Here is a 25384-nt window from a genome sequence, read left to right as displayed (position 1 = left end):
GCAGCGCTGCCGCTCACCAGAACAAGCGGGAGGAGCTTCGCTTGAAGAGACAGTTGCGCGCCAGGTCAGGCGTCCTTGCCGGGGCGGCGTTCCTTGCGATCTTCACGACGGGCGCAGGCGACGCTGAGCACAACCCGGACTTCGGCTTTGTCCTGTCCGATCTCACCATCGCCTTCTATCGCGGCGACCAGAAGATCGATTGTCCGGCAGGGCTGTCGCTCTCGGTCCGCCAGACCTACCTGGCGTCGCTGCCGCCTGCCGAGCGCAGCCGGCTGCTGCAGCCGGAGAACGCCGACGAATTGCGCCAGGCGGTCGAGGCGTCCGTGTACAAGCCAGGCGGCAAGGACATCTGCACCAACGCCCCGGAGTTCGCGACCGGGGATCGGCGGCTGCAGAACACCATGCAGAGCAAGGTGGGACCTGGCCTCGACCTGGATCGCGCGGCCGGTGACCACGCGCCCGCTTCCGGGACCTGCGCGCACGAGAGCTTCACCAGCCCGACCGGTGAAAAGGGCGTGGACAATCAGTTCTTCCGGGCGGTCGCGTGCAACCCCATGTACCGCGGTCCCGATACCCTGCCGCTGGGCTGGGGCGGCGGCGACGGAACTTACCAACTGCAGTTCCGGGCGAACCCCGTCGTCCTCGTGGTGCGCGGCGTGCAGAGTTGGGAGAATGACCCCGAGGTTCAGTTGGTCATCGCCAGTACGCCCGACCATCCCACCGTCGTCGGCGGCGGGGCGACGGTGGCGGGCGGCACGGTGCTCGACGGCGGCAGCTTCACCATGACGCGCAGCCCGCGTTATCGGGTCGTCGCCAACGGCCGGATCAAGGACGGCGCCCTGGTGACAGACCCCGCGGACATCACCCTGCCCTACAACTGGTATGGCTCGAGCGGCGGCGAGTTCATCCTGCGCCGCGCGCAATTTCGTCTGCGGCTGGCCCAGAGCGGCGAGTTGACGGGTGACGCCGGCGGCTATCGGCCGATCGTCAACGCGCTTGGCAACGGTCGGGTCGCCGGGCCGGGGTACGCCAAGGACGCTGGCGTGGATTGCGCCTCACTCTACAAGACGATGCAGCACCTGGCCGACGGTGACCCGGATCCCGCAACGGGCCGGTGCACCTCGATCTCTCAGGCCTTCGTCTTGAAGGCGGCCCCGGCCTTCGTGTTCGACGACGGCCGCCTTGTCGGCGTCACGCGGGCAGAATGACAACGCTGGGAAGCCCGAGCCGCCACGCTCACGCCGTCACCGGCCGCCTGCATTATTCTCGAGCGAAGTCGCGCATCGCTTTGGCCTCAGCCGCCAGACCCGCGAGGATCAGGTAGCGCAACGCTTCGGCCTGCAGGAGACCATGCACGCCCGCGTAGGTCTCGACGCCCTGCATGAGCTCGGTCGGCAATTCGATGCGGAGGAGTCGCCTGGGCGGCTCCGACCCTGCTGACGCCTGCTCGGTTAGGATGGCTTTCCTGTACGGCCAGTGCGGAGGTGCGCTTCACCATCTCAGCTTCCCCCATCGGCAGCCATGCGGCAGGTCCGGCGGCGCCCCCGCCTGTTTGAAGCAGCAACTTCAACGCTTCAGGCCCCAGCGTTGAAGTCGTCACCCGTGTGCACGCGCGGCCAGTTTGTCGTCAGCCGGCCAGACTTTGGAAGTCGCCGCCCTTCCGCATGACGTCGCCGTTGCGCGTGCAGGTCCGCCTGCCAGATCACTCCAGAGCTGGTGGAAGGAGCACAAGAATGACTGCCCAAGGGAGCCTGACGGAAAAGGGCCTGAAGGTCGCCGAGATGGTGCAGTCGGGCGAAGGCCAGACCGCGCCGATCGAGCGGGCGCCCGGCGTCTGGGAGAGCCGCGGCGTCGGCAACAGCTACCTGCTGACCACCCCGGCCGGCGACGTGCTGGTCAACGCCGGTACGCTCGGCGACGCGCGGCGCGGGCGCGAGCGGTTCGCCCAGGTCTCGCAAAACCCGGTCCGCTACATCGTGCTGACCCAGAGCCACGCCAACCAGTACGGCGGGCTGGAGGTCTACAAGACGCCGGACAATGTGGTCATCGCCCACAAGACCTATCCCGAGGACCGGGTCTATTCGGAGGCGCTCAGCGCCCATTACCGGCGCGGCTCGCGGCGGATCTTCGGCGGCATCACCGGCCGGACCGAGGACATCGTGCCGACGCAGGAGGTCGCCCCCGACTTGCTGATCGGCGACGAGGGCTACGCCTTCGAACTCGGCGGCCGGCGCTTCGAGATCATCCACACGCCGGGCGGCGAGACCCGTTCGGCGGTGATCGTCTGGCTGCCGGACGAGAAGATCGCCGTCGTCGGCAATCTGTTCGGCCCGCTGTTCGGCAACCAGCCGAACCTCAACACCCTGCGCGGCGACAAGCCCCGCTGGGCGCTGCAGTTCATCGACTCGATCAAGACGCTGCGCGCGCTGCAGCCCGAGCAGATCCTCACCGGCCACGAGGACATCCGCGGGGCCGAGCACATCCATCGCGAGACCACCCGGATCATCGACTCGGTGCAGTGGGTGCACGCCCGCTCCGTCGAGGGGATGAACGCCGGCAAGGACCTGCGCACCTTGATGGCCGAGGTCGTCCCGCCGCCGGAGCTCACGCTCACCGAGGAGTACGGCAAGGTCGCCTGGAACGTGCGGGCGATCTGGCACGAGTACACCGGCTGGCACGACCCGGCGCGCGGCCTAACCGATCTCTATGGCGTGGCGGCGTCCAGCGTCGCGCCGGCGATCGCCGAGCTGGCCGGCGGCGCGGACAGGCTGGCCGCGCGGGCCCGCGGCTTCGTCGCCGAGGGCAAGCCGCTGGAGGCGCTGCACCTGCTGGACATCGCGCTGGCCGCCGAGCCGGGCTCCAAGCTCAGCCGCGAGGTGAAGCGCGCGGCGCTGGAGTTGCTCAACCAGCAGACCGGCGGCGCGAACCTCTGGGAGCGGATGTCGATCGCCGCGGAGATCCGCGAGCTGGACCAGGCGACCGCTCGCGACTGAACGCTGGTTAGGCGGGCGGGGTCCGGCTCTCGACGGCGCGCAGGATCCGTTGACGGAAGTCCCGCGGCGTCACCCCGGCCGCCCGGCGGAAGGCGTAGGTGAACGTGGATTGCGAGGCGAAGCCCAGGGAAGTCGCGATGGACTTGATGCTCTCGTCGGTCGCTAGCCGCCTTTTCGCGGTCTCGATGCGGTTCTGGGCCAGGTAATCCCCGATCGAACAGCCGCGGCTGGTCCGAAATCCGCGGGTTAGTTGGCGGACCGAGATGTCACAGAGGCTCGCCAGCTCCGCGAGCGTGGGCAGTTCCCCTGGTTCGGCCAGCCGCTTGTCGATCACCCGCAATCGCCACGCGGCGAGCCCGCCTTGATCCATCGGTTCGGCGACCGCGATCAGATAGCGGGCGATCTCGATCGAGAGCTCCAGCACGAGGGCTTCGCTCAATGTCGCGCTCGCCACGCCCGGGTGCCGCATCTCCTGGAACAGTCTGAGCATCAGCCCGCGGACGATCGAGCTCGAGATGTCGAGGCAGGCTTCCAGTCGCCGATCCGTCCACTCGAAGTCTTCCGGAAGCCAGCGGTGGACGGCGTCGGCTTGCAAGGCGCAGAGCACGGAGATGTGGCGTCCGCCCCCATGCTTCAGATGCAGGTTGAAGCGCGGCGGCAGCGCGATGATGGAGCCCATGCTGCCGAACCGGTGCGGCCCCCAGCGATCGACAAAGCGGGCGCGGGCGTCCGGGCGGCGCGGCGTCAGGCACAGGTCCACCCAGTAGACGTCCTTGCGGGCGAACATGTGCTCGTTGGGCGTCGCGTGGTTGAGCCGCGCGATGACCACCTGAGCGGACGGCAGTTGCAGCTCCGCCTCGATCTTCAGCGGCAGCGGCGACGCTTCGCCGTCTATCGCGGTCATGGGCGACGCGCCTCGTTTAAAGCCCTGCCGATTCACCGCGAAGCCCCTCGTTGTGGTGCTGCCATGCTCCTAACGAACACAGGAGAGCATAGCAGGCCTTTCGTTTCGCGGGCCATTTTGTGTTTCACCAGCCAAGATGCCACCCCTGGCTTCGGCGGCTAAAGCTGGTCACCTTGTCAAACCAATCCCCTGGCGTAGCCACGTTATCAGCGAAAACAAGCGCGCACCTGCCGAACCAAACGGGGCGCGACGACCAGGGGGAAACGAAGTGCTGGAGATGCATGCCTTCGGGCTGCGCGGCTGGACCCGCGCACTGTGCTGTGGAGCCGCTGTCGCGGCCCTTCTGACCGGGCCCGCGCTGGCTCAGACCGCGCCATCCTCGACGTCGCGAGACACCGCCGACGAGGCGGATGGAGCGATCGTCGGCGAAGTGGTGGTGACCGGCACCCTGGTGCGGGGCATCGCTCCTCCCGGCACCGCAGTCATCGGGGTCACGAGCGAGGCGATTCAGGAGACCGGCGCGACCACGACGGCGCAACTCCTTGAGACCATTCCGCAGTTCGGCTCGTTCAACACCCTGAATTTCCCGGTCGGCGCCGGCAATACGGTGACCACGAACCGTCCGAACCTGCGCAGCCTGCCGGGCTTCAACAACTCCGGCGGATCGACCACGCTCGTTCTGATGGACGGACGACGCATCGTCGGCGCGGGCGTCACCTCGACCAGCCCCGACCCGGATGTGATCCCGCCTGGAGTGATGGATCGCGTGGAGATCGTGCCGGACGGCGGCTCGGCGGTCTACGGCTCGGACGCCGTCGCCGGCGTCCTCAACTTCCAGACCCTCAAGCAGTTCGACGGGCTCAAGATGGGCGCCCGCTACGGCGTCGCGGACGACTACCACCAGACCGACGTAAACGTCACTGCTGGCCGCTCCTGGGCCGGTGGCGGCAGTTACCTGTCATACAATTATGCCGAGCACGGGAGGATCCTCGGCCGCGATCGCGATTTCATCCGCGAATTTCCGATTCAGACCATCAGCGGCCTGCCGCTGACCACGATCCAGTGCAGCCCGGGCAATGTCGTGCAGGGCGGCCGGATCTTCGCCTTGCCGTTCACGACGGCGAGCGCCGTGGCCGGCACCGCCAACCAATGCGACTCGAGCGATGCCGCGACGCTGTACCCGAAGGAGAACCGGCACTCGGTCCTGGGCGGCGTGAGGCAGGAGTTCAGCGACGCCGTCGATGCGGAGCTGAAGGGCTTCTACACGCGGCGCGAAATCGAGCTGAACCTCGGCCCGTACCGGTACACGCAATCGGTGGCCAGCGCCGCCTCGAGCCCGTTCTTCGCCACGCACAATGTCGGCGCCAACCAGAACGTCTCGGGCGCGTTCGGGGCCGACGACGCGCAGCGGCAGAACATCGACCTGGAGACCTGGGGCCTGCTCCCAACTTTCACCGTCGATCTCGGCCGCACCTGGCAGATGCGCCTGCTGGGCAGCTACAGCGAAAGCACGACGACGTCGCGCGCCGATGGCTTCAATGCGACCGCGTTGGGCCGCGCCACGACGGCGGGCCTGTTCAATCCGTACGATCCGGGTTTGAGCGATCCGGCGACGCTCGCCGCCATCACCAACTACGAGGTGTACGGCCGCACGGAGCAGCGCCTCGCCGACGCCAAGGTGGTGTTCGACGGCGATCTGTTCACCCTGCCCGGCGGAGCGGTCAAGCTGGCCGTCGGCGGCGAGGTCTACGACGAGCGGTTTATCACCCGAAAGGGCGAAGCCGTGCCGGGCTTTGAGCGGACCGGCTACGCCGGGCTTTCGATCGGCGGAACCGCGATCGTGCCGGCGATTGCGCCCACGGCTGAAGCGCGCCTGAACCGCACGGTGAAGGCGGTCTTCGGTGAAGTCGTCACGCCGATCTTCGGCGCCGACAACGCTCTCCCGGGCATCCGGGAACTGACGCTGTCGCTCGCCGGCCGCTACGACGACTACAGCGACTTCGGCGACACCTTCAATCCCAAGGTCGGCCTCACCTATCGGCCGCTCGACTGGGTCAAGCTCCGCGCCTCCTGGGGCAAGTCCTTCGTCGCGCCGAGCCTGGCGGATGCGCCCCAGGCCGAGCTTACGCAGATCCTTGTCGTGCCTGCGGCCGCCTTCGCGCCGCCGCCTGCCCTCGTCCAGAACGGGACCTATCCGGCGATCGCGCCCGGGCAGTTCGCCCTCGGCATTCGCGGCAACTCGCCGGATATCGAACCACAGAAAGCCGAGACGATCTCTTTTGGCATCGAAGTCGAGCCGCCGGTTGTCCCGGGGCTGACGGTCGACCTCGGCTACTACAACATCGACTTCAAGGGGGTGATCGGCCTGCCGCCGATCGGCGGGCCGGCGACGGCCACCCTCTACCGGGACTACCCCTTCGCGATCACGCCCGCGCCCACCGCGCAGCAAGTCAACGAGGTGGTCGCCTCGTCGAGCGTGCCGGTGTCGCTCTGCGCGCCGATCCCGAGCTGCGTGTACGCCATCCTCGACATCCGCAAGCGCAACCTGGGCGACTTCAAGCTGGACGGCCTGGACCTGAACGCCAGCTACCGGCGCGACACGGGGTTTGGGGCGCTGACCTTCGCCGTGAACGGAACCTACGAACTCAACCGGGAGCAAAGCGCGGCGCCCGGGCTGCCGTTCTCGGACCTGCTCGCGGCGAACGTCAGCCGGTTCCGGGTCCGGACCAGCGTCACGGCGGAGACCGGCGACCTGCTGGCGCAGGTCAGCTGGAACCACACCGCCGGGTTCGATCTGGATCCGTCGGCGGGGATCGTGACCCCGCTGCAGACGAAGGTCGGCGACTACAACGTCTTCAACCTCTTCATCCGCTATGACGTGAAGGGGCAAGGCATGCTCAGCGACCTCGCCCTCACCCTGAACGTCGACAACGTGTTCGACCAGGATCCGCCGGTGTTCCGCGGCGTGACGTCCGGGTCCGGGAACCGCGGCTTCACCAACGGAAACACCCTCGGACGCCTCGTCCAGGTGGGCGTCGAGAAGAGCTTCTAGAGACGCGCTGTCGCGAAGAGCGGCGCCTCCAGGGGAGGCGCCGCCATCACTGCGAAATCCTAGGCCTCAGGGGTCAGTTCATGCTCACGCGGCGCAAGTCGTTGTTCCTGTTCGGCGTTTCGGCGCTGGCGTTCGCCGGACCGGAAGCCGCTTTGGCGCAAGCCGCCAAGGCTCTGGCGCCCACCGGCGGCGTCGATCCCGTCTTCAACGAGCCCTACGTCGACGTCGACGAGTGGCGTAGCGAGCCCGTACGGCACCGCTATGTGCACGGCGGCTTCAAGGGCACCGACGCGCGGTTCGTCTTCCATTTCCCGGAAAAGGCGCAGTACCAGGGCCGCTTCTTCCACTACGTCTCGCCGGTGCCGGTGCCCGAGACCGAAGTGCTGCATGGCTTTGTCGGCAGCATCGTGCCGTTCTGCATCGACAGCGGAGCCTACGCGGTCGGCACCAACCAGGGCGGCGCAGGCGCGACGGCGCGGCCCGGCGAGCCGATCGATCCGACCATCGCCGCCTATCGGGTCAGCGCGGCGGCCGCCAACTACTCGCGCCGGTTGGCCGCGGAGATTTACGGCCCGCACCGGTCGTACGGCTACGTCTACGGCGGCAGCGGCGGGGCGTTCCGCACCATCGGCGGCTTCGAAAACACCGACGCCTGGGACGGCGCCGTGCCGTTCGTGATGGGCACGCCGATGCACATCCCCAACGTCTTCACGGTGCGCGCGTACGCGACCCGGATCCTGAGGAACAAGATCGACCAGATCGTCGATGCGCTCGAACCTGGCGGGAGCGGCGACATGTACGCCGGTCTCGACGCCGAAGAGCGCGCGGCTCTGCTGGAGGCCACCCGCATGGGCCTGCCGCCGCGGGCCTGGTGGTTCGAGCAGCAGGGCTACATGGGCCTGGGCGCGTTCACCCACCTGTTCAGGTCCGTGAAGCGCGCGGACCCGTCGTATTTCACGGACTTCTGGACCGTGCCCGGATACCTGGGCGCCGATCCGCCCCCGTCGCTTGCGCGCGATCGGGTCCAGCACACGACTAAGGTCGCGCGCGTCGTCATGTCGGACCAGGCGGCCGCCGCCGGGCTGCCGGTCACCGAGTACGGCCCGCAGGTCGACGCCGACACCGCCTGGCGGAGCCTGGAGCGTCAGATGGGCGGGGTCGTCCCCGTTGCGCTCGAACTGCAAGAGCCGCCGGCCGGCGGCGACCTTCGGCTCGCGGCCATCACCATCAAGAGCGGCGCGGCCGCGGGCAAGGAACTGCAGCTGAACGGCATGCACGGGCGCTTCGCCAAGCTGGGCGTCTCGCCGCTGTCGGGCGCGCCTTCGGCCGCCGGATCGCTCAAGCCCGGCGACGAGGTGCTGATCGACAACTCCGATTTCCTGGCGGCGCAGACCTTCCACCGTCATCAGGTCCCGGACCCCGACTACCATGCGTGGGATCAGTTCCGTCGGCCGGACGGGACGCCGATCTACCCCCAGCGCCCGCGCCTGATCGCGCCGAGCTTCAACAAGTCGGCCGCCGGCGTACTGCCCTCGGCGAAGTTCAAGGGCAAGATGATCGTCGTCGAGTGCCTGATCGACTTCGACGCCTTCCCCTGGGCCGCCGACTGGTACCGGCAGAAGGTGCGCGAGAACCTGGGGCCGAACTACGAAGATCAGTTCCGCGTCTGGTTCGTCGATCACGCTGTTCACGGCGATCCGCCCGTCAGCAGCACTCATGCGGTGGCCTACACGCCGGTACTGCAGCAGGCGCTGCGCGATGTCAGCGCCTGGGTCGAGAAGGGCGTCCCAGCGCCGGCGACGACCAGCTACAAGCTGGTCGACAGCCAGATCGTCGTTCCGCCGACGGCGGCGGAACGCAAGGGCGTCCAGCCGGTCCTCGCGTTGAAGGCCAACGGCGGCGTACGCGCCGAGGTTCGCGCCGGCGAGCCCATCACCTTCGAGGCCGTGGTCGAAGCGCCCCCGCGCACGGGCAAGATCGTGTCGGCGGAATGGGATTTCGAAGGCGCCGCCACCTTCCCGTTGAAGGCTCAGGTGAACCCCGCCGAACGGGTGACGCTGAAGACCACCTACGTCTTCGCCAAACCGGGAACCTATTTCCCGACGCTGCGCGTGACCTCTCAGCGCCAGGGCGACGCCGCAACCCCGTTCGCGCGGATCCCCAGCCTGCAGCGGGTCCGGGTGGTCGTGAGTTGATGCAGATCCGCCAAGCGCCTTCGTCCGCCGGTCACGATGGCTTGCGCTGAACGGGCTCATCGGCCGCTAGGCTGTTGTCGTAGGAAGCGTCCCGCGCGCCCTGCTGCAACTTTCTGATCTGCTGGCGAAAGGCCTGCTTGAGCTCGAGCGCAGCCGGCGAGTGCGCTCGGCGGTCCAACGAGTACATCATCACCGAAAAGGTCCGGGCTGGCATCCCGGGCGGCCATGCCAGCTGGCGAAGGCCGCCGGCCGCCAGCTCCGCCGCGACCGTGTAGGCCGAGGTCGCCCAGATGGCGTCCGTGGCCTGGGTGATGGCGGAGAGGGAGGCGAAGTCCTCGAAGACATGGACGTCGCCGCCGAAAATCTTCCGCAGCTCGGACAGGACCGTGGTGCTGCCGAGGGTCGGGGCCAGCAGGGGAAAGCCGGCCGTCTCAACGTTCCCGGCCAGCAGCGGATGGCCGGCGCGCACGATCAGGCTGATCGGGAATTCGCCGAGGGCTTCGATCCGCACCGGCAGCACATGGGGCATTTGCCATTCGGCGCTGACAAAGAACTCGATGTCGCGCGCCACGAGCTGATGCCAGAGCGCCTCGGTTTCGCGGACCATCACGTCGTGGACAAAGTCGGGCGCCGACCGGAGCCTTTGCGGGATCACCGCCGTCAGCAGGGTCGTCGCGATGATCGGCGTGATCCCGAAGCTGATCCGGCCTTCCGCCCGGCCCGAGGTCCGCAGCACCTGAAGCTCGAAGTCCTTGGCGGTCGCCAGCAGCGCCTCAGCCTTCTCAACGACCCTGCGGCCCTCCTCCGTTAGCGTCACGCCCGCCGGGTCCCGGTCGAACAGACGCAAGTTCATCTCCTTCTCGAGCGACTGGATCGCCCGGGTCAGCGCCGACTGCGAGATCCCGAGCTCCTCCGCCGCCCGCGAATAGCTGAGCCGCATGGCGAGGGTGACGAGATAGCGAAGGCGGCGAAGTTCGATCATGCGCTCAGGTCATAGCTTTCGCACTCCTCATTCATTGGACGCTTTCCCGCGTTCCTGCCACCCCTTTCGAGGCGCTGGAAACCTGCGACGGGAACGCTCCGAATGGCTCACTACCCGCACCTTCTATCCCCGGGACGCATCGGGACGCTCGAACTGAAGAACCGTCTGTTCCAGACGGCGATGGGCACCAACCTCGCCCACCACGACGGCACGATCAGCGAGGAAAGCATCGCCTTCTACGCCGCGCGAGCGGCCGGCGGCGCGGCGCTGGTGACCATGGGCGCCGTCGGCGTCGCCTATCCGCGCGGGCAGGTGCAGGCCGGTCAGGTCGGCATCTCCGACGACCGATTCCTGCCGGGCCTCAAGCGCATGACCGATGCGATCCACCGCAACGGCGGCCGCATCTCCGCCCAACTGCACCACGGCGGAACCTCCGCGGTCTGCGACATGGCCGCGGGCCGGCCGATCCCCGTGCCCTCCATGCCGCAGCCGCAGGCGAGCAGCGGCAAGAGCGTGAAGGACTCGATGTTCCCGGAGGAGAAGGCGCTTTCGCCCCTGCCGCATAGCTTCCCGCCGATCGTGTTCAAGGAAATGGACGACGGCGACATCGCCGACCTGATCGAGAACTTCGCCGACGCCGCGACGCGAGCAGTCGAAGCGGGCTTCGACGCCATCGAGCTGCACGCCGCGCACACCTACCTGCTGCACTCCTTCATCTCGCCGGCGGAGAACCGCCGGACCGACAAGTACGGCGGCTCAGCCGAGAACCGCGCGCGGCTGATGAAGGAGGTGATCGAGGCGATCCGCGCGCGGGTCGGGCGCGCCTTCCCGGTGCTCTGCAAGCTGAACGCGGCCGAGTTCTTCATCGACGGCGGGATCACGCTCGACGACGTGCGCATCACCGCGCGGATCGCCGAGGCCGCCGGGGCGGACGCGATCACGGTCAGCGCCCAGCACAATTACGGCGTCCCGCGCGCGCTCTTCAGCTCTTACCTGCCGCAGGAGCCCGGCAAGCTGATCCCGCTCGCCGCCGCGGTTAGAGAGGCTGTCTCGATCCCCGTCGTCACCGTCGGCCGCATCGACCCGGACGTCGCCGACCGCGCGATCGCCGAGGGCAAGTTCGACTTCATGGCGATGGGCCGCAAGCAGATCGCCGACGACCAGTTCACCAACCATCTGGCGAAGGGCGGCGCCAAGGCCGTGCGGCCCTGCATCTACTGCTACGCCTGCCTCAGCCAGGCGATGCTGCATCTGCCGCTGCGCTGCGCGGTCAACGCCGACGTCGGCTACGAGAAGGACATGCTCGCCCCGGCGGAGATCTCGCGTCGGGTGGTCGTCGTCGGCGGCGGCCCAGGCGGGATGGAGGCCGCGCGTCGGCTGACCCTGCGTGGCCATCGGGTGACCCTGCTGGAGGCCGCAGGCCAGCTGGGCGGCACGGCGCGGGTCGCCGCCATCGCCTACGCGCCGAACGGCGATTTTGTCGACTGGCTGAAAGCCCAGCTGGCCGAGCTCGGCGTCGACGTTCGCCTGAACATGCGCGCCACGCTCGAGGCGATCCGCGCCCTGGAGCCCGAAGCCGTCGTCGTCGCCACCGGCGCGATCCGCCGCGCCCCGCCGATCGAGGGCAAGGACCTGCCGCATGTCCACGATGGCGCCTCGCTGCGCGCCCTGCTGCTCGGCGAAGACGACAACGGCGAGGCCTCCAAGGCGCCGCTGAGCCAACGCCTGGCGATGGGGGCTGCGCGCACGCTGGGCCTGACCAACAGCCCGGACCTCGTCCGCAAGGCGAGCAAGCTGTGGATGCCGGTCGGCGACCGGGTCGTCATCATCGGCGGCGACCTGGTCGGCCTCGAACTCGCCGAATTCCTGCACGAGCGCGGCCGCCACGTGACGGTGGTGGACGAACCCAAGCAGTTCGGGCGCGGCCTGTCGCCGGCGCGGCGCTCGGTGATGCTCGACGAGCTGCCGATGGCCGGCGTGGTGCTGCATTCGGGCGCCAGCGCCATTCGCATCGGCGAGACGGCGGTCAGCTTCACGAGCGCCGACGGCGTGGCCTGCGAGGCGCCCGCCGACACGGTGATCATCGCCAAGGGCGCAGAGGCGAACACCGGGCTCTACGACGAACTCGTCGCCGCCGGCCTGGACGCGCACATGGTCGGGGACTGCGCCGACGTCGGCTACATCATCGGCGCCGTGCGCACCGCCGCCGACGTCGCCGCGAAGATCTGAAAACGGAGATGGAAATGACGGGGAAGGAACTGCCGAAGGGAGTCGCGGTCGTCACGGGCGCGGCAGGCGGCATGGGCTCGGCGACGGCGCAGCAGCTGCTCGCAGCCGGCTGGCGCCAGCTGCTGCTTTGCGACCTCGACGCCGGTCGGCTGGAGGCCGTGGCCGCGCCGCTGCGGGACGGCGGCGCGGAAGCGCAGATCCTGGCCGGCGACGTCGCCAATCCGGCCTTCCCGGCCCGGCTCCTCGAGGCGCTGGCCGGCCGCGCCCTTGGCGCCCTGGTCCACACCGCCGGCATCTCGCCGAACATGGGATCGGCCGAGCGCATCCTGGCGGTGAACCTCGACGCCACGGTGCGGCTGGTCGAGGCCGTCCGCCCGCGCATGGCCAAGGGAGCGGCCGCCGTGCTGTTCGCCTCGAACTCCGCCTATTTCCCGATGCCGACCGAGGCGGCCCAGGCGTTCACCCAGCCGCTGCCGCCGGAAGGCTCGGCGGCGCTGCTGCATCTCGCGCCGTCCCCGGAACTGGCCTACCCGCTCTCGAAGCTGGGCGTCCGCGCGCTGGTCAAGCGCGAAGCGAAGTCGTTCGGCGAGCGCGGCGCGCGGCTGGTCTCGATGTCGCCCGGCGCGATCGACACGCCCATGACGCGCGGCGAACTTCCCAACAGCGAGGTGGCGCGCCGCATGGTGGAGACCTCGGCGAGCGGCAGGATGGGCCGGGCCGAGGAGCTGGCGGCCGTCGCCGTGTTTCTCTGTTCGCCCGGGGCGAGCTTCGTCACGGCGGTCGACTGGCTAGTCGACGGCGGCCACACGGCGGCGATGGGGTTCTGAGCGCATGCAACTCGCATTCTCCATGCCGCACATGACGCGCCTGAAAGCGACCTGCCAACCGTGGGAAGCCGCCGTCACCGGCGCCGACCAGACGCGCCTGGCGAAGTGGGCCGAGAAGCTCGGCTACGCCATGATCAGCGTGCCCGAGCATCATGTGATCCCGAAGGACCACGTGGAGCTTTCGGGGCCGCACTACTTCAGCGCCTACCCGGCGATGGCCTACCTCGCCGGCGCGACGGAGGCGATCCGCGTCAACTCCTGCATCGCCATCCTGCCGCTGCAGCACCCGATCGTCACCGCCAAGGCGCTCGCGACGATGGACTGGCTGTCGAGCGGCCGGGTCACCATCACCTTTGCCGTCGGCTGGCTGGAAAGCGAGTTCGACGCGCTGGGCGTCCCGTTCCACGAACGCGGGGCGATGAGCGAGGAATACATCCAGGCGATACTGGCGCTCTGGACGCAGGAGGCGCCGGCGTTCGAGGGCAAGTACGTCTCGTTCCGCGATGTCGTTTTCGAGCCCAAGCCCTTTCAGAAGCCGCATCTGCCGGTTTGGTTCGGCGGCGACGCCGATGCGGTGCTGAAGCGGATCGCCCGCTACGCGTCCGGATGGTGGCCGTTCCTGACCAAGCCGGAACAGATCCCGGACAGAATCGACTTCATCAGGTCGCAGCCGGACTACAACGGCGACCTGACGGACATCTTCTACGGCTTCGCCACGACCCGCGTCGGCGAAGGCCACGTGGTTCAGGACGATCCCAAGGCCCGGCCCGGCATGACCAAGCAGGAGATCATCGACCGGCTCGGCTGGTTCAAAGAGCTCGGCGTGACCATGAGCGCGGTGCCGATCCCGATGGTCCAAAGCATCGAGGACTACTTCGACTACACCCAGTGGGTGGCCGAAGAGATCATGCCGGCGGTGGCCTGAAGGAGCCGTCGGAATGAACATCTCGCCCTTCTCGCTTTCCGGCAAGCTCGCGCTCGTCACCGGCGGCGCCAGCGGCATCGGGGCCGGTATCGCCGAGATGCTGGCCGAAGCCGGCGCGCTGGTCGTGATCGCCGACATCGATGCGGACGGCGCACGCGCCCGCGCCGACGCCCTCGCGGTGGCCGGCCTGGCCGCCGACGCCATCCGCATGGACCTGTCCGAGGAAGGTTCGGTCGTCGCCGCCTGCCGCGAGGTCGTGGCGCGGCACGGCGCACCCTGGGCGCTGGTCAACAACGCCGGCGTCCAGGATCGCCAGTACCTGCTGGAGGAGACCGCCAACGCCTGGGACCGCGTCCAGGCGGTGAACGCGCGCGGCGCCTTCCTCGTCACCCGCGAGATCGGCCGCGCCATGGCGGCCGCCGGCGCGGGTGGGCGGATCGTCAACATCGCCTCGGGCGTCCTGGCCGGCATGCTGGCCACGGGAACCGCCGCCTACGTCGCTTCGAAAGGCGCGCTCGCCGCCTTCTCCAGCATCACCGCGCTCGAGCTGGTGGAGCACGGCATCACCGTCAACACCGTGCTGCCAGGCGCCGTGCCGACCCCCGGGACGATCGGCGCCAAGGGCCCGCCGACCGCGGGGCCGGGCACGCGGCGGGCGCCGCTCGGCATGTGCGAGCCGCGCGACATCGGCGCGGCGGTGCTGTTTCTCGCCAGCCCCGCCGCCCGCTTCGTCACCAATCAGACGCTCGCGGTCGACGCGGGCTTCTCGCTGAGCTGAGCGCATCGCCACCAGGAACAGGAGCCCCACCCCATGGTCAGCAGCGAAGTCGAGATCGCCAACCTGGTTTACCGCTACGCCGAGTGCATCGACGGCGGTGACTTCGAGGCGGCGGCGGACCTCTTCGCGCACGCCCGTATCAAGACCGCGATCGGCGAGCTTGGCTCTGCCGAGGTGCTGACGATGTGGCGGGACAGCATCATCGTCTACGAGGACGGGACGCCGCGCACCAAGCACGTGATCACCAACCCGATCATCGAGGTGGATGAGACTGCCGGCCGCGGCGCTTGCCGGACCTACTACACGGTCATGCAGCAGGTCGGCGACGGGGCGCTCCAGCCGGTGATCTGCGGCCGGTATCATGACCGCTTCGAGCGCGTCGACGGTCACTGGCGGTTCGCCTACCGGGACTACAGCCTGCACGACCTGCCCGGCGACATGAGCCGCCACTCCCGGAACCGAGCGCCGCGCGCGGAGAGCCGCTGATCGCCGCTAGCGGCCCAAAATGACTCACGCCGAAGTTGCGTGCTCATGTCCTGCGTCTCGCAGCTGGATCACCGGCACGCCGGATTGCCGGCCTCAGGAACGGCCAGGTAGGTGATCGTCGCGGGCGCAAGGTCGAGGGCGCCCGCAGGGGTGCGGACCGCGTTTAAGGCAGGAAGCTCGTCGCTCGCCGTGAGCTCCAGGCCGCCGTCGTTGAGTTTCACCGACCGGCCCTCCAGAACATCCGCCGACAGCGTGTAGCGCTCCGCGGGCGACGCCAGCTTCAATTTGGCTGGGTCGGTCCGGCTGAGGTTGATCGCGATGAGCGCCACGCCGCCCGGACGCTCGCGCAGGCAATGGGCGTAGACGCGCGTTCCCGGCTGCTGCGCGCCGGCGTCCAGCACCACCTCGCCCATCAGGCGCCGCCACAGGAGCGCCGCCCAGTAGCTGGGTCGCGGACGCCAGGTCACATCGTCGATGAGGGCGTAGTCGCTGGCCGCCAGGGTGTTGTGGAACACGACGTCGACGCCGCCTTTGGCGAACCGGCCCAGCTGGTCGACATAGCGGAGGGTGTCGAGGAAGGTCGCCGACCAGGGATCGCCGCCGCAGGCGGTCTGGGCGGTCTCGGTGATCCAGATCGGGGCGCCCGGCGCGGCCCGATCACGCACGCCCGCATAGAAGCGCTGGGCCTGGTCGGCCCGGCCGAGCCACTCCTCCGAGAGGGCTTCAGCCGGGGAGGTCGTCACGTCCCTGCCGTCCCGGCTCAACGCCTTGCACCTTTGTGAGACGGCTCCGTAGAAATGCCAGGAGAAGACGTCGAACTTCGGTCGCGGCTCCCCGCTGAGCAGGTAGGCGGTGCTGGCCTCCTTCGGCGGGACGGCGGGGAACAGCTTGAAGCCGGCCTCTCCGGTCGAGCTCGGCCCCACGAGCTTGGTGCTCGGGCTTTCCGCCGCGAGCAGCTCGCGCAGCACCACATGGTCGCGGGCGTACTTGGCTGGCCCATAGGCGGGCCGCGCGACGTTCGGTTCGTTGGCGAGCTCGACGGCGTCGATCTGCCAGCCCAGCGCGCGCGTGTAGGCGAACAGCCGCCGTGCGCCCTCGGGATTCCAGGTCCCGTCGCCCGCGCGAGCTCCGGGGCTGACCGCGAAGGAGGTGAGAATCTTCGCGTCGACGGCCTTGCTGAAGTCGACGACGCCGGCCCACTGCGACCGGGTCAGCACCGCCTGGTAGCCCGCCGGCGCCTTGGCGAGCGGCGGGCCGTCGTCGTCCTGGAAGTAGACGCTGTTGGCCCAACTGCCGCTCACCCGCATGTACGCCGGCCCCAGCGCCTTGGCGAGCATGCGCAGCCGCTTGTTGTCCTGCAGGTCCAGCGGTTCGCGCCGCTGGTAAGCCCCGGTCGCGAACTCGGTGCCGTGTGGTCCCGCCACCGGCTTGGGAGGCGGCTCGCCGGGCTTCGGATACGGCGCCCAGAAATTGCCGCCGGTCACCTCGACGCTCTCGACATTGTAGGACTGGAACCGCTCGTCGACGCGGCTGATGGCTGGGAGGCGGGCTGGCGCGACAGTGACGACGGTACCGCCTGGCGCTGCCGCAGCCAGCGAGGGCACAGCAAGAAGCGCGCAGACCACCTGGCTCAGCACGACCGGTCGGCCGGCTTTCGCGACTTTCGACATCTCTGTACCTCCCCTCGCGCGGCCGTGCCTCCTTGAGGTCGAGCTCGCGTCCATTGCGCAGCCATTCGACCACGCAACACGCGCCCAGAGTCATGCGCCTGGGACTTGAGCGGTTCGGCGAGCTCAGCCGATCTTTTCAACATCTGCGCTCTCAGCAGGGGTTCAAAGCCGCGGATATACGTACGGCAGGCCATTTTGTCGGTCGCCAGCCGCCGGCGCCTTCGACCTCGCGACCGATCGACCCTGCTGCCTACACTGTGCCACGAGATTGTCCCGCAGAGCGCCAGGAGCGGACCTTCGTTGGTTTCCTGAAACTGGAACTGCGCGCCACGTTCGAGGGCAACGTAACTGGCCAGTTTAGCGGGGCGCGACGCTTCGGCGCGCTTCGCACGACGGCGTTCTTCGCTCTCAAGCGAGAGTTGGTGTTTCGAGGGGCTCGAGCAACACCTCGAAACCGACGAGGTCACGGCTGGCGATCTCGCAACGGGGCTCGGCCACCGCGTCGCCGAACACGTCGATCTCGGTGCCGACTTGGACGCCAGCTCGGGCCCGCGCCCGATCGATCACGATCTCAGGGTCGCGCGCGGCGAATTCGGCCGTAAGCACGCCAGGACCGAAGCCAGACAGCAGCTCCGCGAGATGCGCACTCGACGAGAGCGGTTGGCAGTACTCGAGCTCGAGTCCGCCAAGTCCGATGCGGAAGGCTTTCGCAAGCTTACCCCGGCGGATGGCGTACGGATTGCTGCGGCTGGCGGGGGCGATCAGCCTGACGAGGTTCTCGTGTACGGCTTCGAGGTCATTCACGACGAGCCTCAGCCGCAGCAGCTTCAGATTGCCATCCCCTGTCTTTTCGGCCGCGGGTGGACGAACCGTCTGCTCAGCGAAGCGCCGGAAATTGGACTCCATGAACTCGAGGTCGCCGACGGCGGTGGCGGTCGTCGACTGCGGCCTCACGCCCTATCTGAGCACGCATTAGCTGCTCGGCTCAAAGTCGCCGGGGCCAGCACGTGGCGCTTTGCACCAGCAACGGCTCGACCTCGCGCGATCCGTGACAGCGTTTGCCGCGGCGCATCCTCAACCCTGCCGCTCGGCATGGGGCCACCGGGCACTGAGCTCAGTCGTAGCGTCGTCCGACAGCCTGCTCAGGGTAGTAGTCGGCGGCGTTTTTCTGAGATGGTCCGTGGGTCATCCGCAAAATCTCCCGCTGGCGCGGCGACATCTGCTCCCACCGCTCCACCGATACATACTGAGCCGGATCCAGTTGGAACCGCATCCATGGGCCCACCCGATAGTGGCCAAAGACGGCGCGGCGGCGCTGCTCGCTTCTGTTTGCGCCGCCCCCATGCCAGCACTGACCGTTGAAGATCAAGACGCTGCCGGAGGGGCCGGTGGGCTCCACAATGTATGGCACGATGCGGTCTTCGGGCGGTGCGGGCTCCGGCGCCCGATGCGAGCCGGGAACCAGCCGGGTCGCGCCGTTCTCAAGCGTGAAACCGTCGATCATCCAGGCGATCTGCAGCATTACCGGCGGGCCGATGATCCGTCGGTGCACGGTCGGGATGTCGCTGTGTAGTCCCTGCGCGGGATCGCCTGGGCGGACGATTCGGGAGTTCATGCTGCCCAGCACGATGTCACGCCCGAGCACGGCCTCGATCACCGGCATGACGGTCGGATGATCGATGAGCGGCAGGAAATCCTGCGCGATCGCTGGAACGCAGGGCACGAGGCGGGCATTGGCGCCGTCGTAGACGTATTCCGTCCCGATCGCCTGGTCCGCCGCATCGAGCAACTCACCCAACCGCGCGGCCGCCGTGGTTTCTAGCACCGATGGAAGCACCGTGAAGCCGAACACCTCCAGTTCGAAGATGGCTTGCTCTGAGTTCACTGGCTCCTCCCGCGGCGATTTGCTGTTGACAACTGGCCGCCTCATCGCGGGCGCGCCTGGAGAACTATGGGATCTTCTGCTAGACGACCTCAAAGAACAACGGCATTCCGCCGAAGCTGCGTCGCTGTCTTACCGGCGCAGGCCAGCGGCCAGACCATGGGCCGCCTCTCGTGGCCGGCCAGCCTCCCACCGGGTGAGACCATGCCGCCCGCAAGCGAGGCAGCCGCCAGAATTTCGCAGATAATAGATTGGGCGTGAAACGTCCCTCCCCGACCTTGATTTGGGGTTCGCAAGGCACCGGCCTAGCCGTCGCTTAATCACGCCATGAAAGTGATCACTCCGCCCTTCCGCGGCGCTTCGGCTAGGGCCCCGGCGCAGCTAAGCTGCGGCTATGGATTTCATCGACGTCCTCGGCGCCTCTGGAGCCGCCTATCGCTTCCGCCGCTGGCCCGGCGCGGGCCGGCACTCGCCGATCGCCGGCAACTTCGTGCTCGTCATTGAGCGCGGCCGACGTAGCGGCTGGAGGTGGGGGAGGTTGCATACGACAACGCCGCCTGGATGCTGTCGGAGACCGCCGGCCGTACCCAACGTCCTCGCTATGCCGCCCTGCGGGCCCTAGCGCGCCGGGCCACATACAGGTTTGCTCCGCCGGAAGTTCGTGCGGTCCCCGTCGCGGTGGCGCACGATCTCCCGTCGAGTTCAGCTTGTGGGACCGGAAGAGCCGCTGTCGCGGCTGGGCTGCAGCGGGTACGTGGAGTTCCAGGCGAGAGCGCTGGGGATGAACTGGCACGAGCCGTTGCGACCGGAGTGGCCGGAGTAGGGACACACAGCCGCGCCGTACGGCTCACGTTGGGCTCAAAGGGGTTGAACGAGGGGGGCGCTGGCATAGTTAGGACCCTATGAAAAAGGCTTCCGAGTACCGCTTGCACGCAAAAGAGTGCCTCCAGTTGGCGGCCAAGATGGATGCGGCTGAACAGCGCGAGCAACTCATCCAGATGGCCAGCTACTGGGAAAAGATGGCGCAGGACCGCGCCTTGCTGATCAGCAAGCACCCCGAGCTGGCCATCGAAGGTGAGCCTGATGAGGAGAAGACCGCACGCCGTGGCGCGGAGTTCAGCCAGTAGCGCACGGCCTAACGCAGATGTCGGATAGTCGACGGTCCGCGCCCGATAGGCAAGTTCTGCAGCTTAGGTGCGCTTCAGGCGCTCCGCGTTCACACCCGCACCCAGGAAGTCGACCTCCGCTGAAGATGGACATGTGCGCGCTGACCAAGGCGAGGCTCAGGTCTCCACGTCGAAGATCGGCACGACCAAGCCGCTCTCGACGTTGAACTGCGTCGGCACGCGGCTATCTCCACCGAGACATGTGCTCTCACAAGCTGGTGGCCTTGAGCGGGCGATCCTCGCTGCTCCCCTACCAGAAGCGTGACCGATGCGTGCTGGGCGCATAAGAGGGCGCGGCCGAAGGTTGCCTCTCCGCGTGTGCGCCGGGCCATCCTGCGTCTCGTGCGCGCCTTGGCCGCGAAGGACGATCACAAGTCCAGCGGAGAACCCGGTCTCACCGACGAGAGGTGAACTCTCGCCCCTCTTGGTTGGGTCGTTGTCGGCATCTCTGCCAACAACTGCAACCCATGTCCATTTGGGGGGAACGCGCTCGGCAACTCCAGGTTTCGACAACTTGACGCCACAATCTGGACTCCATTACCCTTCCTGGAGGGACGGGGAGCGCACGATGACGCGGCAAGTTGGTTCGGCCCAGAAGCGGGCGTTGGTCGAACTCGCTGAGACCACTGACGGCATCGGAGAGGTCCCCTTCAAGCAAGCGCCGGGGCTCATGAACAAGGGGCTGGTGACGCGCCTTGGACGAGCGAACAGCAAACCCACGGCCCCTTACGTCTGCCAGCTCACCGAGGCGGGACGCGAGTTCGTGAGAGAACTGGGCGATAGGGCCGGGACGGGGGAAGTCCGCGCGTTCCTGCTCGCTCAGGCCGCCTGACGGATGTGCGGCGGAATGAGCTTCGGGAGGTCGCCGCCTGACCTGTGCCCTCTACAGTCCAACCTGCCGTGAGAGGCGGGCGCTCGACCCAGTCCGGGCGGTCGGTGAAGCGTCTGGTCTCCGACAATGGCCGGCTCGGTCTGATGATCGAGAACCCCGCCATGCCCGCCTTTGCGGTCGCGCCGATCGCCGACGTCGCGATCTGGGGCGTGGTGCGCTGGACCCTTCGGCGACATCCAGGCGCCAGCCGATGACGCGCGTGATCGCGCTGTCGGACGGCAACTGCTTCTACTGCTCCTGCGAACGCGTCTTCGAGCCGGCCCTGGAGTGCCGATCGACGAGGTGCAGATGAGCGCGTTCGTGGGCCGGAGCCTGGAGGGGTCCGAGCAGCTCATGAGCGCGGTCGACCAGCTGAATCGGAAATTTGGCCGGGGTTCGGTGTTCGTGGCCTCCGCTGGTGGGGCCAAGGCCGCAGCGCAGAAGTCGGCGTGGCGCTCGCCCCGATATCTTTCGCGCGTGGACGAGCTGCCGACCGCCCGAGCATAGCTGTGACGGATTGTAAGCAGAGGTTTCCTTCGAGCCGGAGTCGCTGATCTATTCATTCTGGGGAGCCGCTGAGTTCCTGAAACCCCGTCCTTCGGGGCGGCGGCGCGACGGCGGAATTGATAGCCACGCACGATTGGCCTCAACGCCGCTCGGACCACTGGCGGGTTGGCCGCCGAGCCTGAAAACCGCCACGGCTATCGCGCTGCGCTCGCCGCTTCCGATGGTGCTGCTCTGGGGCGAGGCCGGCGTGAACATCTACAACGACAGCTATGCGCAGCCACCGGCTCGTCGGCTGGCGCTATTCGCCAACGTCCGTGGGAGCGATCGCCCAGCAACGCGGCAAAGCAGGCGCCGCTGTCGAACCTCGGCCAGCACAGCCAGTCGATGGAGCCGTCGAGACTTACCAGCGCCGCGGTTTCGCAGTCGCCGATCAGACCATAGTCATCGATGCGAGCCGCCATGGGACTCCCTGGTCGCGCCGCCCGAACCCTCGCCGACGTATAGGGTCGAGCTTCCGCGCCGCGCGTACGGAACTGCCATCCCCGCCATTCGTTGCCCCGACGCCTCTCGACCGCGGCGCCGAACGCCGCCGGCTGCGGCCGATACTCCATCGCAGCGACCACCGGCGGGTGAGATCATGGACCTGAAGGCCACCAGCGGGGCTCGCGCCCCAGACCAGGCGTCGTCCGCGCCCGGTTTCGCCGAGATCGATCAGACAGCCATCAACACCATTCGCACCCTGACCATTGACGCGGTGGAGAAGGCCGCGTCCGGCCACGCGGGCTCGCCGATGGGCCAGGCGCCCGTGGCCTACACCCTGTGGACCCGGTTCCTGCGCTACGCGCCGGCCGCGCCGCACTGGCCGAACCGGGACCGCTTCGTGCTCTCCGCCGGCCATGGCTCGATGCTGCTGTACGCCCTCCTGCACCTGGCCGGCGTCGCCCGCCTCGACGCCGCGGGCCGACCGACCGGGCAGCCGGCGGTCAGCCTCGACGACATCAAGGCCTTCCGGCAGCTGGACAGCGTCTGCCCGGGCCATCCGGAGTACGGCCACACCACGGGCGTGGAGACGACCACCGGTCCGCTGGGCCAGGGCGCGGCCAACAGCGTCGGCATGGCGATGGGCGAATGCTGGCTGGCTGCGCGGTTCAACCGGTCGGGCCACACGATCTTCGATTACAGCGTCTATGCGATCTGCAGCGACGGGGACCTGATGGAGGGTATCTCGGGCGAGGCGGCGTCGCTCGCCGGGCACCTGAAGCTGTCCAACCTCTGCTGGATCTACGACGACAACAACGTCAGCATCGAGGGCGGCACGGAACTGGCGTTCAGCGAGGACGTGGGCACGCGATTCCACGGCTACGGCTGGGCCGTCGAGATGGTCGACGACGCCAATGATTGCGCCGCCTTCACCCGCGCCGTCTCGGCCTTCAAGTCGCGGCACGATCGCCCGACCCTGATCCGGATGAAGAGCGTCATCGGCTACGGCTCGCCGCACAGGCAGGGCACCGCCAAGATCCACTCCGATCCGCTGGGCGCGGAGGAGGTGAAGCTCACCAAGCAGGCCTACGGCTGGCCCGAGGAGCCGCCGTTCCTGGTGCCGGACGGCGTGCGCGAGCGGGTCGCCGCCACGCTCGGCGCCCGCGGTGAGCAGGCCTACGCCGACTGGCAAGCGGCGCTCGACGGCTACCGTCAGGCCTTCCCTGAGCTTGCCGCCGAACTCGACGGGCTGCTCGCCGGCAGGGCCCCCGACGGCTGGGACCGCGACCTGCCGACCTTCCCCGCCGATGCGAAAGGGATCGCCACGCGCGAGGCGTCGGGCAAGGCGCTGAACGCGATCGCGCCCCGCTTGCCCTGGCTGATCGGCGGCTCGGCGGACCTGTCGCCGTCGACCAAGACGCACCTGGACTTCGACGGCGCGGGCGAGTTCGAAGCGCCGAACTACGGCGGCCGCAACCTACACTTTGGCGTGCGCGAGCACGTAATGGGGGCGATCGCCAACGGCCTCGCCCTCTCCGGCCTGCGCCCGTACACGGGCACTTTCCTGATCTTCTCCGACTACATGCGCCCGCCGACCCGGCTGGCGGCGCTGATGAAGCAGCCGGTGGTGTTCGTGTTCAGCCACGACTCGATCGCGCTCGGCCAGGACGGCCCGACCCACCAGCCGATCGAACAGCTGGCCGCTCTGCGCGCCATCCCGGACATGATCGTGCTGCGTCCCGCCGACGCGAACGAGACGGCCGAGGCCTGGCGCACGATCCTGGCCCAGACCGACCGCCCCGCCTGCCTGGTGCTGTCGCGCCAGGCGGTCCCGACGCTGGACCGAACCGCCTATGCGCCGGCCGCGGGCCTCGCCCGCGGCGCCTACGTGCTGGCGGACAGCGCGAACGGCGTGCCGCAGGTGATCTTGATGGCCTCCGGCGCGGAGGTCGGGCTGTGCGTCGCGGCCCGCGAGACGCTGGAGGGCGAGGGGCTGCGCGTCCGCGTCGTCTCCATGCCGTCCTGGGACCTGTTCGAAGCGCAGCCGCCGGCCTATCGCGACGGGGTGCTGCCCCGCGCGGTGACCGCCCGGGTGGCGGTCGAGGCCGCCTCGCCGCTCGGCTGGGACCGCTACGTCGGACCCGACGGCGAGGCGCTGGCCATGCACGCCTTCGGCGCCTCCGCGCCCGGCGGCGACCTGATGCGCCGCTTCGGCTTCACCGCTGACAAGGTCTCCGAGGCCGCCCGGCGGCAGGTCGGCGCCGCGCGATTCCGGACAGACCTATGACCAATCCACTGCTGCAGCTGGCGCAGGCCGGCCAATCGATCTGGCTCGACTACCTCGATCGCGAAATCCTCGAGAGCGGCGAGCTCGACCGGCTGATCACCGAGGACGGGCTGAGGGGCGTCACCTCCAATCCGACGATCTTTAACAAGGCGATCACCGGCGGCGACGCCTACGACGCGCGCATCAAGGCGCTGCTGGCGAAGGGCGACGCTCAACCCGACGCGCTCTACGAGCAACTCGCGGTCGCCGACATCCAGGCGGCCGCCGACCACTTTCGACCCGCCTATGACCGGCTCGGCGGCGCCGACGGCTTCGCCAGCCTGGAGGTCAGCCCCAAGCTCGCCGACAACAGCGAAGGCACCATCGCCGAGGCCCGGCAGCTGTGGGGCGCGGTGAACCGGCCGAACCTGATGATCAAGGTCCCGGGCACGAAGGCGGGAACACCGGCCATCCGCCAGCTGGTCAGCGAGGGGATCAACGTCAACGTCACCCTGCTGTTCGGCCTCCAGGCCTACCTCGACGTCGCCGAGGTGCACATGGCGGGGCTGGAGGCCTATCAGGCGTCCGGCGGCGACGTCGCCAAGGTGCACGGCGTGGCGAGCTTCTTCGTCAGCCGCATCGACACGGCGATCGACAAGGCCATCGATGCGCGGGTCCAGGCGGGCGACGCGGAGGCGGCGGCGCTGAAGGCGCTGCGCGGCAAGGTGGCCATCGCCAACGCCAAGGTGGCCTACCAGCACTACCTCGACCTGGTGCGCGAGGACCGCTGGAAGGCGCTCGCCGCGAATGGGGCCGCGCCGCAACGGCTGCTGTGGGCCTCCACCGGCACGAAGGACCCGACCTATTTCGACGTGCTCTACGTCGACACCCTGATCGGACCGGACACGATCAACACCATGCCGCCTGCGACGATCGACGCCTTCCGCGATCACGGGACGGTGGCGCCGACGCTGCAGGCGGATCTCGACGGTGCGCGCCGGGTGCTGGCCGAGACCCAGCGCCTGGGCCTCGATCTCGACGGTGTCACCGATCAGCTGGTGGTCGACGGGGTGAAGCTGTTCGCCAAGTCACTCGACGAGTTGCTGACCGCGCTCGCCGCCAAGCGCCTGCAGTTGAAGGGCGAGACGCCCACCGCCCGCGCATAGGAGCG

At 68.5% G+C, this 25384-nt stretch carries 22 protein-coding genes; 15 read left to right on the top strand and 7 right to left on the bottom strand.

What is annotated here, in order from left to right:
• Positions 1-41: 41 nt before the first annotated feature.
• Positions 42-1208 carry a hypothetical protein gene (locus tag ACSQ14_RS24355; protein ID WP_436017402.1) on the top strand — a complete coding sequence of 389 codons (1167 nt, stop codon included), beginning with the start codon at positions 42-44 and terminating at the stop codon, positions 1206-1208.
• A 52-nt stretch (positions 1209-1260) separates the two neighbouring features.
• Here ACSQ14_RS24355 and ACSQ14_RS24350 read toward each other — a convergent pair whose 3' ends face one another.
• Complete coding sequence (locus tag ACSQ14_RS24350) at positions 1261-1383, bottom strand: hypothetical protein (protein WP_436017400.1); 123 nt, start codon at positions 1381-1383, stop codon at positions 1261-1263.
• A 350-nt stretch (positions 1384-1733) separates the two neighbouring features.
• Between ACSQ14_RS24350 and ACSQ14_RS24345 the strand changes: the two genes are divergently transcribed.
• Positions 1734-2993, top strand: coding sequence for an alkyl sulfatase dimerization domain-containing protein (locus tag ACSQ14_RS24345; RefSeq protein WP_436017398.1), 1260 nt, complete (start codon positions 1734-1736; stop codon positions 2991-2993).
• A gap of 7 nt (positions 2994-3000) precedes the next feature.
• Here ACSQ14_RS24345 and ACSQ14_RS24340 read toward each other — a convergent pair whose 3' ends face one another.
• On the bottom strand, positions 3001-3933 hold the full coding sequence (locus tag ACSQ14_RS24340) for a helix-turn-helix domain-containing protein (RefSeq protein ID WP_436017396.1): 933 nt from the start codon (positions 3931-3933) through the stop codon (positions 3001-3003).
• Positions 3934-4033: 100 nt separating this feature from the next.
• Here ACSQ14_RS24340 and ACSQ14_RS24335 point away from each other — a divergent pair, with 100 nt between their 5' ends.
• Together ACSQ14_RS24335 and ACSQ14_RS24330 are read left to right on the top strand one after the other, a co-directional pair.
• The gene (locus ACSQ14_RS24335) at positions 4034-6949 is read left to right on the top strand and encodes a TonB-dependent receptor domain-containing protein (protein WP_436017394.1); all 2916 of its coding nucleotides are present in this window, start codon (positions 4034-4036) and stop codon (positions 6947-6949) included.
• Positions 6950-7029: 80 nt separating this feature from the next.
• Positions 7030-9144: a PKD domain-containing protein gene (locus ACSQ14_RS24330; protein ID WP_436017392.1), complete on the top strand. Its 2115-nt coding sequence runs from the start codon at positions 7030-7032 to the stop codon at positions 9142-9144.
• 31 nt (positions 9145-9175) lie between these two features.
• Here ACSQ14_RS24330 and ACSQ14_RS24325 read toward each other — a convergent pair whose 3' ends face one another.
• Positions 9176-10126 carry a LysR family transcriptional regulator gene (locus tag ACSQ14_RS24325; protein ID WP_436017390.1) on the bottom strand — a complete coding sequence of 317 codons (951 nt, stop codon included), beginning with the start codon at positions 10124-10126 and terminating at the stop codon, positions 9176-9178.
• Positions 10127-10228: 102 nt separating this feature from the next.
• On the opposite strand from ACSQ14_RS24325, the gene ACSQ14_RS24320 reads away from it, so the two are divergent.
• The 5 genes from ACSQ14_RS24320 to ACSQ14_RS24300 are packed head-to-tail and all read left to right on the top strand — an operon-like array spanning position 10229 to position 15371.
• The gene (locus ACSQ14_RS24320; RefSeq protein ID WP_436017388.1) at positions 10229-12355 is read left to right on the top strand and encodes an FAD-dependent oxidoreductase; all 2127 of its coding nucleotides are present in this window, start codon (positions 10229-10231) and stop codon (positions 12353-12355) included.
• A 14-nt stretch (positions 12356-12369) separates the two neighbouring features.
• Entirely contained in the window at positions 12370-13182 is an 813-nt protein-coding gene (locus tag ACSQ14_RS24315; RefSeq protein WP_436017386.1) for an SDR family NAD(P)-dependent oxidoreductase, read from the top strand.
• A 4-nt stretch (positions 13183-13186) separates the two neighbouring features.
• Positions 13187-14107 (top strand): TIGR03619 family F420-dependent LLM class oxidoreductase, encoded by a 921-nt coding sequence (locus ACSQ14_RS24310; protein WP_436017384.1) that lies wholly within the window; start codon positions 13187-13189, stop codon positions 14105-14107.
• 13 nt (positions 14108-14120) lie between these two features.
• Positions 14121-14885: an SDR family NAD(P)-dependent oxidoreductase gene (locus ACSQ14_RS24305; protein WP_436017382.1), complete on the top strand. Its 765-nt coding sequence runs from the start codon at positions 14121-14123 to the stop codon at positions 14883-14885.
• Between the two features lie 33 nt (positions 14886-14918).
• Positions 14919-15371, top strand: a complete 453-nt coding sequence (locus tag ACSQ14_RS24300; RefSeq protein WP_436017380.1) for a nuclear transport factor 2 family protein — start codon at positions 14919-14921, stop codon at positions 15369-15371.
• A gap of 68 nt (positions 15372-15439) precedes the next feature.
• Here the strand turns inward: ACSQ14_RS24300 and ACSQ14_RS24295 are convergent, their stop codons facing one another.
• The 3 genes from ACSQ14_RS24295 to ACSQ14_RS24285 all read right to left on the bottom strand — a co-directional run bounded on the left by ACSQ14_RS24295 (position 15440) and on the right by ACSQ14_RS24285 (position 18926).
• Positions 15440-17041, bottom strand: a complete 1602-nt coding sequence (locus ACSQ14_RS24295) for a hypothetical protein (RefSeq protein ID WP_436017378.1) — start codon at positions 17039-17041, stop codon at positions 15440-15442.
• Between the two features lie 408 nt (positions 17042-17449).
• On the bottom strand, positions 17450-17995 hold the full coding sequence (locus ACSQ14_RS24290; protein WP_436017376.1) for a hypothetical protein: 546 nt from the start codon (positions 17993-17995) through the stop codon (positions 17450-17452).
• A 160-nt stretch (positions 17996-18155) separates the two neighbouring features.
• A complete protein-coding gene (locus tag ACSQ14_RS24285; protein WP_436017374.1) occupies positions 18156-18926 on the bottom strand; it encodes a phytanoyl-CoA dioxygenase family protein in 771 nt (256 codons plus the stop codon).
• Between the two features lie 947 nt (positions 18927-19873).
• On the opposite strand from ACSQ14_RS24285, the gene ACSQ14_RS24280 reads away from it, so the two are divergent.
• The 4 genes from ACSQ14_RS24280 (at position 19874) to ACSQ14_RS24265 (ending at position 21467) form a co-directional block, all read left to right on the top strand.
• Entirely contained in the window at positions 19874-20050 is a 177-nt protein-coding gene (locus tag ACSQ14_RS24280; protein WP_436017372.1) for a hypothetical protein, read from the top strand.
• A 607-nt stretch (positions 20051-20657) separates the two neighbouring features.
• A complete protein-coding gene (locus ACSQ14_RS24275) occupies positions 20658-20921 on the top strand; it encodes a hypothetical protein (RefSeq protein WP_436017370.1) in 264 nt (87 codons plus the stop codon).
• 104 nt (positions 20922-21025) lie between these two features.
• The gene (locus ACSQ14_RS24270) at positions 21026-21175 is read left to right on the top strand and encodes a hypothetical protein (RefSeq protein WP_436017368.1); all 150 of its coding nucleotides are present in this window, start codon (positions 21026-21028) and stop codon (positions 21173-21175) included.
• Positions 21176-21248: 73 nt separating this feature from the next.
• On the top strand, positions 21249-21467 hold the full coding sequence (locus ACSQ14_RS24265) for a DUF4113 domain-containing protein (RefSeq protein ID WP_436017366.1): 219 nt from the start codon (positions 21249-21251) through the stop codon (positions 21465-21467).
• Between the two features lie 194 nt (positions 21468-21661).
• Here ACSQ14_RS24265 and ACSQ14_RS24260 read toward each other — a convergent pair whose 3' ends face one another.
• The gene (locus ACSQ14_RS24260; protein WP_436017365.1) at positions 21662-21928 is read right to left on the bottom strand and encodes a trehalase-like domain-containing protein; all 267 of its coding nucleotides are present in this window, start codon (positions 21926-21928) and stop codon (positions 21662-21664) included.
• Positions 21929-22104: 176 nt separating this feature from the next.
• On the opposite strand from ACSQ14_RS24260, the gene tkt reads away from it, so the two are divergent.
• Positions 22105-24234, top strand: a complete 2130-nt coding sequence (gene tkt / locus ACSQ14_RS24255; protein WP_436017363.1) for a transketolase — start codon at positions 22105-22107, stop codon at positions 24232-24234.
• Positions 24231-25379, top strand: a complete 1149-nt coding sequence (gene tal, locus ACSQ14_RS24250) for a transaldolase (RefSeq protein WP_436017361.1) — start codon at positions 24231-24233, stop codon at positions 25377-25379. The genes tkt and tal overlap by 4 nt, the downstream gene beginning before the upstream one ends.
• Positions 25380-25384: the final 5 nt, after the last annotated feature.

Source organism: Phenylobacterium sp. LjRoot219 (assembly GCF_964252995.1).
Lineage (GTDB): Bacteria > Pseudomonadota > Alphaproteobacteria > Caulobacterales > Caulobacteraceae > Phenylobacterium.
The sequence above is the reverse complement of the archived record's forward strand: the minus strand, read 5'-3'. Positions and strand labels throughout refer to the sequence as shown.

Coding starts and splice junctions, on each gene's coding strand:
- ACSQ14_RS24350 (WP_436017400.1), bottom strand. CDS start 1,383: ATGCAGGGCGTCGAGACCTACGCGGGCGTGCATGGTCTCCTGCAGGCC.
- ACSQ14_RS24345 (WP_436017398.1), top strand. CDS start 1,734: ATGACTGCCCAAGGGAGCCTGACGGAAAAGGGCCTGAAGGTCGCCGAG.
- ACSQ14_RS24335 (WP_436017394.1), top strand. CDS start 4,034: ATGCCACCCCTGGCTTCGGCGGCTAAAGCTGGTCACCTTGTCAAACCA.
- ACSQ14_RS24330 (WP_436017392.1), top strand. CDS start 7,030: ATGCTCACGCGGCGCAAGTCGTTGTTCCTGTTCGGCGTTTCGGCGCTG.
- ACSQ14_RS24325 (WP_436017390.1), bottom strand. CDS start 10,126: ATGATCGAACTTCGCCGCCTTCGCTATCTCGTCACCCTCGCCATGCGG.
- ACSQ14_RS24320 (WP_436017388.1), top strand. CDS start 10,229: ATGGCTCACTACCCGCACCTTCTATCCCCGGGACGCATCGGGACGCTC.
- ACSQ14_RS24315 (WP_436017386.1), top strand. CDS start 12,370: ATGACGGGGAAGGAACTGCCGAAGGGAGTCGCGGTCGTCACGGGCGCG.
- ACSQ14_RS24310 (WP_436017384.1), top strand. CDS start 13,187: ATGCAACTCGCATTCTCCATGCCGCACATGACGCGCCTGAAAGCGACC.
- ACSQ14_RS24305 (WP_436017382.1), top strand. CDS start 14,121: ATGAACATCTCGCCCTTCTCGCTTTCCGGCAAGCTCGCGCTCGTCACC.
- ACSQ14_RS24300 (WP_436017380.1), top strand. CDS start 14,919: ATGGTCAGCAGCGAAGTCGAGATCGCCAACCTGGTTTACCGCTACGCC.
- ACSQ14_RS24295 (WP_436017378.1), bottom strand. CDS start 17,041: ATGTCGAAAGTCGCGAAAGCCGGCCGACCGGTCGTGCTGAGCCAGGTG.
- ACSQ14_RS24275 (WP_436017370.1), top strand. CDS start 20,658: ATGACGCGGCAAGTTGGTTCGGCCCAGAAGCGGGCGTTGGTCGAACTC.
- ACSQ14_RS24260 (WP_436017365.1), bottom strand. CDS start 21,928: ATGGCGGCTCGCATCGATGACTATGGTCTGATCGGCGACTGCGAAACC.
- tkt (WP_436017363.1), top strand. CDS start 22,105: ATGGACCTGAAGGCCACCAGCGGGGCTCGCGCCCCAGACCAGGCGTCG.
- tal (WP_436017361.1), top strand. CDS start 24,231: ATGACCAATCCACTGCTGCAGCTGGCGCAGGCCGGCCAATCGATCTGG.